Source organism: Sphingorhabdus pulchriflava (assembly GCF_003367235.1).
Taxonomy (GTDB): Bacteria; Pseudomonadota; Alphaproteobacteria; order Sphingomonadales; family Sphingomonadaceae; genus Sphingorhabdus_B; species Sphingorhabdus_B pulchriflava.
Map to the genome: position 1 here is coordinate 1 of NZ_QRGP01000003.1, position 12,573 is coordinate 12,573.

Here is a 12,573-nt window from a genome sequence, read left to right on the forward strand (position 1 = left end):
GTGCTCCAACCACCCGTGCAGCAGCCTCCGGTCGTGCAGCCCATGCTGCAGCCTCCGCTGCCGCAACCACAGGTCCCGCAGCAAGTGCCAGTGCTCCAACCGCCGGCGCAGCAGCCGCCGTTAGTCCGGCCATTGGAAAGTCCGACTTTCAGTGTTCCTGGAGGTGGCAGACCTCCTGTTATCGCGGAACCAGGCGTTACAATCGCGTTCCAGACGGTTGGTGGCACTATGATGCCGCCAACGATCCATCGACCACGGCCGTTCGACAAGCCAAAGCCGCCACTTGCGCAAATTGATATTACGCCCAGCGATGCGGTGAAACCGGTCATCATTTTGCGGCCTGTAACCGATCCGGGTTTTGTTACTCCCGGTGGGGGCCAGAAGCCGGTTGTTCAGCCACCCGTTACATCCACCGAATATCAGCAGACTACAAACGGGCAGCCCCAGTTGCCACAAAGACCGGGGATCAATCCGTTCAATCCCAGCCATTTTGTGGCGACAAATTCGGGTCGTCATCCCACACATGACCTACCCTCGTTCGATACACCGCAGGGCGCAGCGCAATGCCTGTTTAGCGGCTATGGCCGTCGATACTGGATTGATGAAAAGGGTAAGCGGCATGAAACAGGCATGCCCGCTTCGCTGCGCGGCTTCGGCCCGATCATGCGCGACGTTCCGGCTTTCACCCACCATACAGCAGGCTGTGTGCTGCTCATCTATCGCCGTGAGGACTGGCGCGAAAAGGATTAGTCGAAAGAAAGGCAAGGAAATGGGATTCTATCGCAACGCCAAACTGATGCTGATGACTTTGTCGTTGGCATCCGCGCTTTCGGTTCCGCTGGCTGCTCAGGATATCCCGCAAAAAGTCCAAATCGGCGAATGGGGTGTCGATACTGAAGGCATGTCCAAGACTGTCCGCCCAGGGGATGATTTCTACCGCTATGTGAATGAGCGTTGGCTCAACACCGCGAAGATCCCCACCGGAATGTCTTCCAATGATAGTTTTGTCGAAGTTTTTCTTTCGACGGAACGGCGGGTCGCAGACATCATCACCGAAGCGCGCGAAGGCAATGATGCGCCCGGCTCGCCAGAGCAGTTGATCGCTGATTTTCACAGGTCTTATTCAGACATGGCGAAGCGCAATGCTGTTGGTCTTGTGCCCATTGCGAGTACATTGGGGACAATAAGTGGCCTTAAAACCCGCGAGGACCTTGCAAGGGCAATGGCTTTGCGAACCGTCGGTGGCTTGTTCGGTAACGGGGTCACAAGCGACTCAAATGACCCGGCGCGGCAGATAGCCGTTGTTGGTGCCGATGGCATGACTATGCCGTCGCGCGATTATTATCTGAATGAGGGTGAGCCTTACGCCAGATACCGCGAGGCATTGAAGGCCTATATGGCCGATACTTTCCTGCGCGCAGGCTTTCCCGACGCTGAAGCGCGTGCGCTGCGGATTTTTGCGCTGGAAACCGAAGTGGCCAAACGCCAGTGGAGCCCGCTAGAAATGCGCGATGTGGTGCGCATGAACAATGTCATGACCCCCGAAGAACTAAAGGCGTATGCGCCCGGCTTTCCGTGGGACGTCTATCTGGCAGAAGCCGGCTATTCGAACGAGAAACGGCTGAAGGTCATAACGGATACAGCCACCCGTGATGTCGCAAAGCTTTTCGCCGAAACCCCGATTGATGACATTCGTTCCTACATGATTTTCAGATTGCTCGACTTCTGGTCGCCTTATCTGTCCGAACGGTGGGTGCAGGCGCATTTCGATTTTCACAAGACCACATTACAGGGCACGGCCCAGCGCCGGACCGCCGATCTGGAAGCAGTGGCAGCTGTCAACGAGGTCTTGAGCGAAGAAATCGGGCGCATATATGTGGCCGAGTATTTCGGCTCTGCCGACCGCGCGAAGGTAGCCGAAATGGTCGACTATTTGCGGTCAACCTATCGCGAGCGGATCGAGAAGCTCGAATGGATGGACGAACCCACCCGCAACGAAGCGCTCTCGAAACTCGAAAAGATCAGCAGCTTTATCGGCTTCCCGGATAAATGGCATGATCGATCATCGGTACGGATCGCGCCCGACGATCTGGTCGGCAATGTGAACCGCCTGATTGAATGGGAGCATGCAGACAGCCTGAAACGCCTTGCAGAGGGCACACGCAAATGGGAGTTCGCCTATCCGCCGCAGGAGATTAACGCAGGCTATAGTTCGGCGCGCAACTCGATCACATTCCCCGCTGGTATATTGCAGCCGCCCTTCTTCGATCCCAAGGCCGATCCCGCGGTCAATTTTGGTTCAATCGCGGCCGTCATCGGGCATGAAATCGGGCATGGTTTCGATGACCAGGGCAGCAGGTCCGACGGCGATGGCAAGTTACGCGATTGGTGGACGGCCGCATCGCGAGCAGAGTTCGAAAAGCGCACAGCAGGCTTGGTCGATCAGTTCAACCAATATGAGCCGCTGCCCGGCCTCAAGATAAACGGCAAACAGAATTTGGGCGAAAATATCGGCGATCTTGGCGGCCTTTCGGTTGCATATGCCGCCTATCGGAAGTTTGTTGCAGAAAAGCAGGGTGGCAAAGCGCCGAAAATCGGTCAATTCACCGGAGACCAACGCTTCTTTCTGGCATGGGCGCAGGTCTGGCGCGAACTGGTGGTTGATGCGGAACAGCGCCGCCGCATATTGTCCGATCCGCACAGCCCCGGCGAATTCCGCGCGAACGGCATCGTACGAAACATCGACGCCTGGTACGACGCTTTCGGTGTGAAACCCAGCGACAAGCTTTACCTGCCGCCGGAGCAAAGGGTGCGGATCTGGTAAAAAAGGTCAGAGCCTTTCACATTGCCCGTTGACGTAGCCATTCAATCCGACGCCTCACAATGGGAGCACTGCTGATCTGACACTAGCCGAACCTGTTAATATAATTGCTATGCATTTATGGTGCACTGACAAACGTCTACTTTTGCACCAGCCCGGCCTCTTTCGCAAAACGCTCAATGTCCACAACCGGCCAAAGAACGACACTTGCTTAATCAACATAATAATGAATAGCGACGCCAGGACTTTAGAAAGCTTCGCAACGGTTACTGGCTACTCGACAATCTCCTTCATCTACGCTTTGTTACGTCTGAACTCCTCAAGAGCTTTCCCTTCGCGCGATGCACCTTCGGCATAAGATCGATTCTGCAGTTTCCGCTTATACTTCTTAGGCAATGAGTCATTGAGCAGATCGAATATCTTTTGCTCAAAATGCCATTCGTCCAGCCAGAAGGCCTTTCGCTTTGGATCGCGAGCTTTGCGATACTTGTCTGCAAAGAAGTTCACCTCGGCTTGCGCGTTATCCATACGTTCAAACCTCTCGTCCCAAAATGCCTTTTGCCTTTCATCCACCGGGCCTTCGATTTCTACCGTGCCTCGGCGTAGGTCGAGAAATATATCGTCGGGCTGGGGAACAGGATCGGGTGCCGTAATCGCTAAACGCTGCCGCCGCTCCAACTCGGCGGTCCATTTTCTGCTTATACTCGATCATGGTCTCAAGCAGCTGCAACTGCTCTGTGTGACGTTTTTCCTCTACAGACCGAACGATGTCGGAAAGCTGCTTTTGGGATAAGCGGCTTCCCTTCATTGCCGCGATGGCCAGGGCCCTCACCGAGGCCTGGATGGCAGGCAGCTCAATCGTCTTGTCACCTTCGCGGATTGTGACGGGTCGATACGCCTCTTCAAGGATCAGGCTGTCGGTAGGGCGCAGTATCGGATCGAACTCCTTCTTCTTTACCTTCGGTCTCTTGGGCCTACCATTTGGATTGCCAGACCTGCCTTTCTGGAACCTGTGCTCAGAAGGTAGCCTGCCATAGCCTATGGAGTAGGGAACGAGCTCGGTCTGCTGTTTGTCGTTCTCTCCATCGCTCATTGGGCCGCCTCCATATCGAGGCTGATGCCGAGGCGCGCTTCGCTGATGTCGTCGAACGATGTGTTGGTACCGGCGAGCAAGGCTTGCTTACCGCTATAGGCCTGCCAGCGCCTGACGATCGTATCACAATAAAGGGGATCATATTCGATGAGCCGGGCACAGCGCCCGGTCTTCTCGGCAGCGATCAGGGTAGAGCCTGAACCACCGAAGCCATCGAGGATAACCTCCCCACGCTTCGAACAGTCGCGTATCGATCGGCAATGAGCGCAACTGGCTTGACCGTCGGATGCATGGCAAGCTCTTCCGAACGGTTGGCGCCGATACTGCTGATCCCTGCATAGTCCCAAACATTGGTTCGATAGCGTCCGGTCTCGCCCAAGCCAAAGCTGTTGGTATGGGGTGCTGTCCCTTGCTTGAACACGAAGATGAGCTCGTGCTTCGAACGGTAGAAGGCACCTATACCGCCATTGGTCTTGTTCCAGACAACAAGGTTCTTGAGTTCGGTGAAGCTATGATGCCCCGCTGTCAGCAGTTCGCCCATATGGCGCCAGTCCATACAAACAAAAGCAATCGCCCCGTCACGCATCACGCCAGCCATGGCGCCAAGACTGTCCTTCAGGAACTGGGTGAACTGGCTCTCGCTCATCTCGCCTGAGGCAAAGGCGAACTCGCGGTGCCTGACCGAGCCGAGGCCGCAGACATTGCCATCAATGGCGACATTATAAGGCGGATCGGTAAAGACCATGTCGACCCGCTCGTTGCCGAGCAGCCGTGCATAATCCTCCTTGCTTCGCGCATCGCCGCAGATGAGCTTATGCCGTCCCAGGACCCCCACATCACCCATGCGCGTGACGGCAGGCCCTGCCACCGCTGGCATGGCATCCTCTACCGCATCAACCGCATCGGGATCAGCCTCACCCGCCTCGTCAAGGACAAGGTCGATCTCTGCCAGACTGAAGCCTGTCAGTTCGACCTCGAAGTCGAGTTCCACCAAACCCTGAAGTTCGATCGCCAATATCTCGCGGTCCCAGCCAGCGTTTAACGCAAGCTTGTTGTCCGCGAGCACATAGGCCCGCTTCTCGGTCTCGCTCAGATGGGAAAGGGCAAGTGTCGGAACGGTCCCAAGACCCAGCTACTTTGCAGCCTCGACCCTGCCATGGCCTGCGATGATCGTACCATCATCGCCTATGAGCACCGGGTTCACAAACCCGAAGCGCTCTATACTCGAAGCAATCTGCTTTATCTGCTTCTTCGAATGTGTCCGCGCGTTGCGCGCATAAGATTTAAGCGATCCAATATCCCGCTCGATAACTTGTGTAATAAATTTGGTCATTCAACATCCCCCATTTAAACATGACAAAGCGGCTCCTTTCTTGTTTTGCTCCAGTCTTAAGCATGGGAATGAATGGCGAATAGATCAAGAACAGAATGGCAACATTCATCGCGCGTAGAGAACCCCCTGCCGCAAGAATGTGGAAGACATTGTGGAAGCTTGGCAGAGATGATGGTGTATGTGCCCGCAACAAAACCGGCGCGATCCAATCCCTGATATGCAACTATCCATTCGCTGTTCTACGCAGCGGCTTTCGCTGTTCGGGCGATTTGTTTTCCCTGTTATTGCGAGATGAATTCCCTGTTCTGTGCGCAGGGAAAATGCTGCTTTAACCTCGCAATTCTGCGGGTTTTGCGGGTCTGACGCCGCAAACTCGCCCCCCCAAAAAAATTGTGAAATTCCCTGTTAATTCCCTGCATAACAGGGAATTTCAGCGCAGAGACTGGTTGCGGGTGACTGCGCGCACCTCCACATGTCATTCACTCACAAACAAAAATCTAATTTTGCCCAAACACAAGGGAATGGACCATTTTTGGCCCGAGACAAGACGAATCTCTCATTGCTGACCAGAAATTCTCGCGCTGAAATGGCGACGGCGGTTTGGAAACTTGCCGCCGCTACTGCGCCAACCAGGGCAAAGCTCGGCGAACCTTGGCGGATCTACCAGCGGGCGAGTTTGATGAAGAGCGCTGTGCCGAGTCCCATCGGAATCATTGCAACAGCCGAGAGCAGGAACACTGACCACATTGGCGCATTCATCTCGAGCAACGCCAAGCCGCCGATCAGAACGACTGCCAGTCGCAGCGCTTGAGCGGCGATCGCTCCGCCCACACGGCCTGCACCTTGAGAAGCAAAGTAAAGACAAAGCCCCAGCCCGAAAAATGCATAGCTAAACCCGGCAATACTCAAATAGCTATACGCTGCATGTCGTACAGCCGGATTGTTGGTAAACATGTCCACCCATAGTTCGGGAAAAGACACAACCAAGACACCAAGCACGCCAAGAGCAGAAGCAGCAAGCGCTCCGGCTGTCCACGCGATACGCCGGGCTCTCGGTACATCGCCTCCGCCTATGGCTGTGCCGACCATTGGTACGCACGCGACCCCGACCGAAAAAGCGATTGGGATGAGCAGAAATTCAAGCCGCACACCGATGCCGTACCCGGCCAATGCCTCCGGGCCATAGCGCGCGACCATCGCGGTCAGCACTAGAACGGTCGTTACCGACAACAACGGTGAGAGCATGGCCACGGCACCGAACCGCAATATCTGGGCAAATCGAGTTATGCTCAGCAGGCTTGGATCAAGCCGCAATTGAAGGCGAGCACGGGTGGATCGAAGGTACAGAAACAGTGTTACTGCAGCGCAAGAAAATGCCACAAGTTGACCCAACGCCACACCAGCCATACCAAGTCGGGGAAGCGGCCCAATGCCAAGCCCAAATGCCCCACCGACAACGATCTGCACCACGCCTGCTGCCAACTGAGTCGTTGCCGGTATTGCCATGTTACCCGACCCGCGCGCAATCGACGCTAACATGTTGGTCACCCAGATCGCGACAATACCGAGCGCCGCCACGTTTGAATAAATGATGGCCTGTTGCAGCACTTCGCCCGATCCGCCGAGCTGACTGTAAGCGAGTGGGCCAACAGTCAGGACAGCCACGGTCAGAGCCAACCCAAGGACTAAACCGATAGCAAGCGAGCATAAGGCAAGCGCTTGAGCACCATCGTAGTCTCCGCCGCCAAGCGCCCGGCTGATGGCACCCGATACGGTGCCGCCCATCGCTCCAGCAGATAGCATTTGCATCAACATGAAAATTGGAAAGACCAGCGCGATCCCGCCCAGCGCAGCAACGCCTAATGAACCCACATAGGCAGTCTCGGCAATTGAAACGACGGTTGCCGAGCAGAGCGCGACAAGGTTGGGCAAACTCAGGCGTACAAGTGTCGACAGGATCGGGCCTTCACGCAATAATGTCGCGCGTGCGGCTGCGGCCGTTGCGGAAGCTTCGGCTGTACTGCGGTTGCCTGCGATGACGTTTGCGCTCATGCTGCCATCACCAACAGAGTGGAGGTTGCCGAAGCCAGAAGCCTCCCTTCATCATCGGTAAGTGTGGCATCTGCGTAGGCCACACGGCGCCCCATGCTTTTGATGATCGCTTCTGCCCGCACTGGCCCGGTATGTTCGGTCATTGCCTTGTGATAGGCAACCTTGAGCTCAAGCGTGGTGAACGATTCCCCTGCTGCCAATCGGCTTGCCGTGGCGATCCCGCATGCAGAATCCAGCAACGTCGCCGCATATCCGCCGTGAACCACACCCAAAGGATTATAGGCATGTCGGCCGGGTACACCTTCAAACACCGCGCGCCCAAGTTCGACCTCGACCAAGGCAAAGCCCAGCGTTTCGCCGATCGGGGGCTTGCCACCCGCCGCCAGCAACGCCCGAACCCTGGCAAGCCCGTCCATTGAGGCATCGTCGGTTCTGGTTTCACCTGTCATATATCCAGCCTCTTAGTTAGCGATGCGAGGGTGTCGTGCAGAATAGCATCGGACTGCGCCCCTTCGCCGACGGCGCGTGCCAAAGCAACTGCGCCGACCATCTGTGAGACAGCAGCCCGAGCTTCTCCGGAAGGATCATCATTGTCGATGCGGATAAGTACCGCTTCAATTCGGGACGTGAGTTTTGCCAAGCCAGCAGCGAAGCGTACGCGAGCGGTATCAGAGTTGCGTGCCAAATCTGACGCCAATGCTGGAAGAGGACAGCCCCGTTCCGGTCGATCACGATGCTCTGGCGAAATATAGGCTTCGAGAAATGTGCGCAACGCGGGTCGCGGATCGGCCAGTTCGCTTGCCAGAGCTCCATCGAAAGCAGGAGAGCGATGCTGCATGTCGGTAAACATAACGTCGATGGCTTCCGCAATCAGCGCCTCTTTCGATGCGAAATGCGCATAGAAACCACCATGCGTCAGTCCAGCGCTTCCCATAACGTCCGCTACTGAAACCTTTTCGGGGCCCCTCAGTCGAATCTCGCGTGCTGCGGACTTCACGACGCGCGCGCGCGTCTCCGCTTTGTGTTCGCTGCCATAACGCATGCGCGACCTCCTTTATATGACAATTGTAATATAAAGGAGGTGCCGTTGCAACTCTACAACAGGCAGAGAGCGGCTTGGTATTGTACCGGTTTGGCAAAGGGCGACCTTCGCAAGGTTGTAGTATATGGGAAAACGGCGGGGATTGCCGATCTTGTCGCGGTAACTATGTGCGGCGTAAAATAGACCTCGTCATTGCCGATCGCCTGGGTGATCAGGTCCGGTTGCGATGACGCGACGTGCCTGATTGCTATGTCAGCTTCGCGACGCAGCAAGTCCGTAGCGGCATTTGAAGCGACCATTTCAACTGAAATACCTGCATATTCCTGACGAAGTTTTCCGACAATTGGTGGAAGCAGAAATACGCTATATGCTTCGCTAGCAGCTATGCAACTGGACCCCTCAATCGATTGAGACCGCCCCGACGCCACACGTGAGACGCGCGATGCCGTCTCCTCCATTCCGCGCACATGCGCCAACAATTCGAGCCCGTTCGGGGTCAGTAACAGCCCCTGCCCGCCCGCTCGAACAACACCAGGCTCAGCTCGTCTTCTAAAGCGTCCACTTGCCGGCTGAGTGTCGGCTGCGACAATCCCAACGCACGCGCCGCAGCAGAAAGAAACCCTTCCTCAGCGGTCACGAGAAACGCTCGCGCCCTGTTTCAATCAAAATTTACCGAACGCCAATCCATGCATATTTGCATAGATGAAATAGAAAATGCCGCAATTTCTATTTCACATTGGCATGGCTAGATCAAACATCACGCTTCTGTAAGGAACAGCAATGCAAGCAAAATAGGCCTGGCAAGCCTGTACAGCCCCAGCCTTGCAAACCTTTCCGCAGATTGACCAGACCACTACCCATCTGGCTCTGGTCACCAGCGATCGCCCTATCTTACTCAACTGAGCAAGAGGGCTGTCGCTGGTCCGGGTGAAGGCCGAACTTTGCTCTTCTCCCCCAAACACCCCGGCGCGCAAAGATCGGTCTTCCCCGGAAATACGCCATATCAACAACTCTGCCCAAGCCAGCCACCAGCTCGTTGTTATTTCAGTCTACCGGTTGTTGGACAGAAATATCCAGGAACCTCAAAATGCCCAAAACAATGTTAAATCCCCTGATCGTGGGCTTGACCCTATCTGTTTCAGCATCCGTTGCACAGGCGCAAGAAAATCAAGACGGTCAGAACGATAACCATATCGCTGTCGGCGTAGGCTTTGTTGATCAGTACGGACCTTTCAACTCGGCGTGATCGCAGAAAACTCTCTGTCGATGCCGGGCTGCGCATCTCTTTTGACACCAAAATAGGCCAGCTGAGCGGCGAACTTCGCCACGACGTGAAGGACAAATTCAATGGTTCGGAAATCATCCCCGCTATAGTTACCCGATTTCGACGGGACGATTTACGATCACTCCAGCTGTAAATGCGAGCTGGCTCGACCGAAAGGCCACCCATTATATGGACGGCGTGACTGCTGCACAGCGCGCGCGCAGGATATGAAAAGAGCGGCGGGTTATTCTTCCCGATGCTCCGAGTACAGACGAAGTGCTGAATCTGGGTGGGGCATCTCAATCGCCGTAAAACTCAATGAACGGCTGATGCTCATCGCTGCTGAGGGTGCCATCTATCTCGACAAATCCATCTATAGAAGTGCCGCTATCGACCAAAAATGGGAGGCTCAAGGCACGTTGGGTCTGACATACAGATTTTAGGGGCGGGTAGAGGCAGTGCGTCGCACGTGCCGCCATGAAGTTTGTAAAAGGTTCGAGTCACCTGTTCCAAAGACATATCTATCCGGGCGAACCAGAACGGCCTCTACAGCCTGCTCGTCGAACCAGATTTCGAGTTTGTTCGCAAACGGCGCGAGTTTGCGGCTGCTCAAATCCTGCCGGGTGATAAGCCAATGGTTAGTGCCAAGAACTTCATCCAGCCGATTACCATCGACCGAAACCGGCTGCGGGAAATAGCTTCCTGCCCCAACGCTATCCTTCAGAATCGCACCAGTGGAAATAGGTGGATAGTCCGGTGGTCCTCCGGGTAGCTTTCCAAGCACACGACCCAGTTTGAACTTCAAATCGCGCAGGAAGGCGGACCATCTGTTGGTGATGCACACTGTGCGACCCATCATAATTGCCATGTCGATCGTAGCGCGGACATTTGGCTCGCGTTCGGGCTGGTAAGTGTCGAGTAGCCTGTGGTCGGCCTCTCCCTTGACAACGGCTGCAAGTTTCCATGCCAGATTTGCGGCGTCACGCAGGCCCGAACACATGCCCTGCCCGGCAAAGGGCGGGGTCTGGTGCGCAGCGTCGCCGGCCAGCAGGACTCGGCCTTTGCGCCATTGACTGGCGATACGGGCGCGGAAAGTGTACACTGCCTTGCGTTCCATCCGCACCGCGCCTTTCACATTCCAAGGCTCAAGCAGTGTCTCGATGAAGGCATCGTCGCTCACCTGCTCTGCGGTTTCGCCGGGCTTGATCATGAATTCCCAGCGATGTCGCCCCTCGCCCATCAACACGCAGGTCGTCGGCCGTTCGGGATTGCAGATTTGCAGGTTGTCGCTGGGCAGTCGCGAATAGTCGTCGACCAATACATCTACAACCAGCCAAGGCTCTTCAAAATTGAGGTCGTCGAATATAATCCCCGAATCCTCGCGCACCGGTGAACGCGCACCATCTGCGCCAACAAGGTAGCGTGCACGGATCGTCCGCTCGCCATCTGGGGTTTCAATTTGTGCAGTCACCCCATCGCCATCATCCGCGAAGGATTGCAGTTCCCACTTGCTGTGCAGTTTTGCATTGGCAAAGGCCGCAAGCGACCGGCGCAGCGACGCCTCGACCGAAGGCTGGTGGATCATGTTCGCCACCGGCCAGCCGCCAGACCCGATCTGCTCCGCCCCCCCGAAACGCAGCAGGACTTCGCCCTTGGCATTGCGGAAGTCGTACCGCGACGCGCGTCGACTGCCGCCCATAACCTCATCGGCAACGCCTGCCTCTTGCAGGATGCGCATGCATTCATGGTCAATATGCGCCGCGCGCGGCAGCGGGTAAATGTCTGCTTCCTTTTCCGCGACAATTACCTTCACTCCACGACGTGCGAGCAGCACCGCAAGCGTGACCCCCGTGGGACCGCCGCCGGCGATCAGCACATCGCAATCAGAATCTGTCATCCGATCCCTCCCCCGGATTTGGCGAACCCACGCGCATCAAAGCACCAAAATCAATCCGTCCTTCGCCACCGTCAGCTTGCCCTGGTAATGCTGCCCCATCCCCTCGGTGTACATCTGACGGACGACGAAACTATCCGGATAGGGAATGAGGTGGGTGAGCAGCAGGTGCTTCACCCCGGCCTCCTGCGCCTGCTTCGCCAGCGCGATATTGTCGGCATGATAGGGGATGGTGCGCTCGGCCACCGTCGCCTCGAAGTCCATCCCCAGCTTCTTCATCTGCGGAATTGCGCGGCGGACCATATGCGCGGCATAGGATTCATGGACGGCAAGATCGGCATCGCGCATCGCATCCATATTCACCGGACTCACTTCGGTATCGCCGCTGACGAAGACCTTCTTGCCCTTATATTTGAGGACATAGCCAAGAGCGGGTTTCACCGGATCATGCGCAACAAGCGTAGCGTCGATTGTCACCCCATCCTTGTCATACACCCGCAGCGAGCGCTGCTCTTCGGCAAAGGCAATCTCGAGCGGAACGCCAAATGCAACCATGCGGTTCTTGGCCAGATGCGGCATATTGGCACTGCGATAGCCTTCATCGAGCGCATAGGCCTGGGCGAAACCGTCCAGCACCTGTTTAGTTCCGACCGGCCCTTGGACCTCCAGCGGGGCCTTGCGACCCCAGATCCAGCCGGCGTTGATCAATGCAGCAAGGTCGTTGAAATGATCGGAATGGAAATGTGTGATGAACACGCGCTCCAGCTCATTCACCTGGATTTTCGAATGGGCTAGCGAGCGCACCGCGCCATCGCCAACATCGAACAGGAACATCTTGCCGCCCGCCGATACCAGCGTGCAGGCTTGCGCCTTGGCTGAGCTGACCTCGGGCGAACCTGTGCCGCAGACCAGCACCCGCACATGTTCCTTATCCTCAAGGAAGTTGCGGTCAGGTTCTTGTTGCAACCTGGCCTGGATAGCCCGGTCAACCAGCGCATCGCGATTGACCCACGCCAGCACCAGCGCGCCGACGGTTAGTGCCAAGACAGCGTAAATGATTTTGCGGATCATTTG

The 12,573-nt window shown here is 56.2% G+C and carries 14 protein-coding genes and 1 pseudogene; 3 read left to right on the forward strand and 12 right to left on the reverse strand.

The features are described 5' to 3' along the window. The first annotated feature begins 228 nt into the window (after window positions 1-228). Together DXH95_RS16145 and DXH95_RS14135 are read left to right on the forward strand one after the other, a co-directional pair. Entirely contained in the window at window positions 229-750 is a 522-nt protein-coding gene (locus tag DXH95_RS16145) for a hypothetical protein (protein ID WP_181883697.1), read from the forward strand. Window positions 751-769: 19 nt separating this feature from the next. Further along, a complete protein-coding gene (locus DXH95_RS14135) occupies window positions 770-2,824 on the forward strand; it encodes a M13 family metallopeptidase (RefSeq protein WP_181883698.1) in 2,055 nt (684 codons plus the stop codon). Window positions 2,825-3,115: 291 nt separating this feature from the next. Here DXH95_RS14135 and DXH95_RS16010 read toward each other — a convergent pair whose 3' ends face one another. From DXH95_RS16010 to DXH95_RS16190, 10 genes and pseudogenes are all read right to left on the reverse strand, one after another. Beyond that, window positions 3,116-3,499 carry a hypothetical protein gene (locus DXH95_RS16010; protein ID WP_147291751.1) on the reverse strand — a complete coding sequence of 128 codons (384 nt, stop codon included), beginning with the start codon at window positions 3,497-3,499 and terminating at the stop codon, window positions 3,116-3,118. After that, on the reverse strand, window positions 3,387-3,914 hold the full coding sequence (locus DXH95_RS16375; RefSeq protein ID WP_115550214.1) for a DUF5681 domain-containing protein: 528 nt from the start codon (window positions 3,912-3,914) through the stop codon (window positions 3,387-3,389). Before DXH95_RS16375 ends, DXH95_RS16010 begins: the two co-directional genes overlap by 113 nt. After that, window positions 3,911-4,165 carry a DNA methyltransferase gene (locus DXH95_RS16325; protein ID WP_275401842.1) on the reverse strand — a complete coding sequence of 85 codons (255 nt, stop codon included), beginning with the start codon at window positions 4,163-4,165 and terminating at the stop codon, window positions 3,911-3,913. Before DXH95_RS16325 ends, DXH95_RS16375 begins: the two co-directional genes overlap by 4 nt. Then, window positions 4,099-4,980, reverse strand: a complete 882-nt coding sequence (locus DXH95_RS16330; protein ID WP_275401837.1) for a DNA-methyltransferase — start codon at window positions 4,978-4,980, stop codon at window positions 4,099-4,101. The genes DXH95_RS16325 and DXH95_RS16330 overlap by 67 nt, the downstream gene beginning before the upstream one ends. A 66-nt stretch (window positions 4,981-5,046) precedes the next feature. Further along, on the reverse strand, window positions 5,047-5,247 hold the full coding sequence (locus DXH95_RS16265) for a ParB/Srx family N-terminal domain-containing protein (protein WP_239016681.1): 201 nt from the start codon (window positions 5,245-5,247) through the stop codon (window positions 5,047-5,049). A gap of 660 nt (window positions 5,248-5,907) precedes the next feature. Beyond that, window positions 5,908-7,299, reverse strand: coding sequence for an MATE family efflux transporter (locus DXH95_RS14160; protein ID WP_115550216.1), 1,392 nt, complete (start codon window positions 7,297-7,299; stop codon window positions 5,908-5,910). Beyond that, complete coding sequence (locus DXH95_RS14165) at window positions 7,296-7,748, reverse strand: PaaI family thioesterase (protein WP_115550217.1); 453 nt, start codon at window positions 7,746-7,748, stop codon at window positions 7,296-7,298. Before DXH95_RS14165 ends, DXH95_RS14160 begins: the two co-directional genes overlap by 4 nt. Beyond that, window positions 7,745-8,341: a TetR/AcrR family transcriptional regulator gene (locus tag DXH95_RS14170; protein ID WP_115550218.1), complete on the reverse strand. Its 597-nt coding sequence runs from the start codon at window positions 8,339-8,341 to the stop codon at window positions 7,745-7,747. The genes DXH95_RS14165 and DXH95_RS14170 overlap by 4 nt, the downstream gene beginning before the upstream one ends. Before the next feature lie 53 nt (window positions 8,342-8,394). Continuing rightward, on the reverse strand, window positions 8,395-8,799 hold the full coding sequence (locus tag DXH95_RS16380) for a LysR family transcriptional regulator substrate-binding protein (protein ID WP_220272297.1): 405 nt from the start codon (window positions 8,797-8,799) through the stop codon (window positions 8,395-8,397). 38 nt (window positions 8,800-8,837) lie between these two features. Further along, a pseudogene (locus tag DXH95_RS16190) lies at window positions 8,838-8,984 on the reverse strand (helix-turn-helix domain-containing protein); the annotation flags it as partial. A gap of 444 nt (window positions 8,985-9,428) precedes the next feature. Here DXH95_RS16190 and DXH95_RS16150 point away from each other — a divergent pair. Further along, complete coding sequence (locus tag DXH95_RS16150) at window positions 9,429-9,587, forward strand: hypothetical protein (RefSeq protein ID WP_181883699.1); 159 nt, start codon at window positions 9,429-9,431, stop codon at window positions 9,585-9,587. A gap of 457 nt (window positions 9,588-10,044) precedes the next feature. On the opposite strand, the gene mhpA is transcribed toward DXH95_RS16150, so the two are convergent. Continuing rightward, window positions 10,045-11,502, reverse strand: a complete 1,458-nt coding sequence (mhpA, locus tag DXH95_RS14190; RefSeq protein ID WP_115550220.1) for a bifunctional 3-(3-hydroxy-phenyl)propionate/3-hydroxycinnamic acid hydroxylase MhpA — start codon at window positions 11,500-11,502, stop codon at window positions 10,045-10,047. 36 nt (window positions 11,503-11,538) lie between these two features. Beyond that, window positions 11,539-12,570: an MBL fold metallo-hydrolase gene (locus DXH95_RS14195; RefSeq protein ID WP_115550221.1), complete on the reverse strand. Its 1,032-nt coding sequence runs from the start codon at window positions 12,568-12,570 to the stop codon at window positions 11,539-11,541. Window positions 12,571-12,573 lie beyond the last annotated feature (3 nt).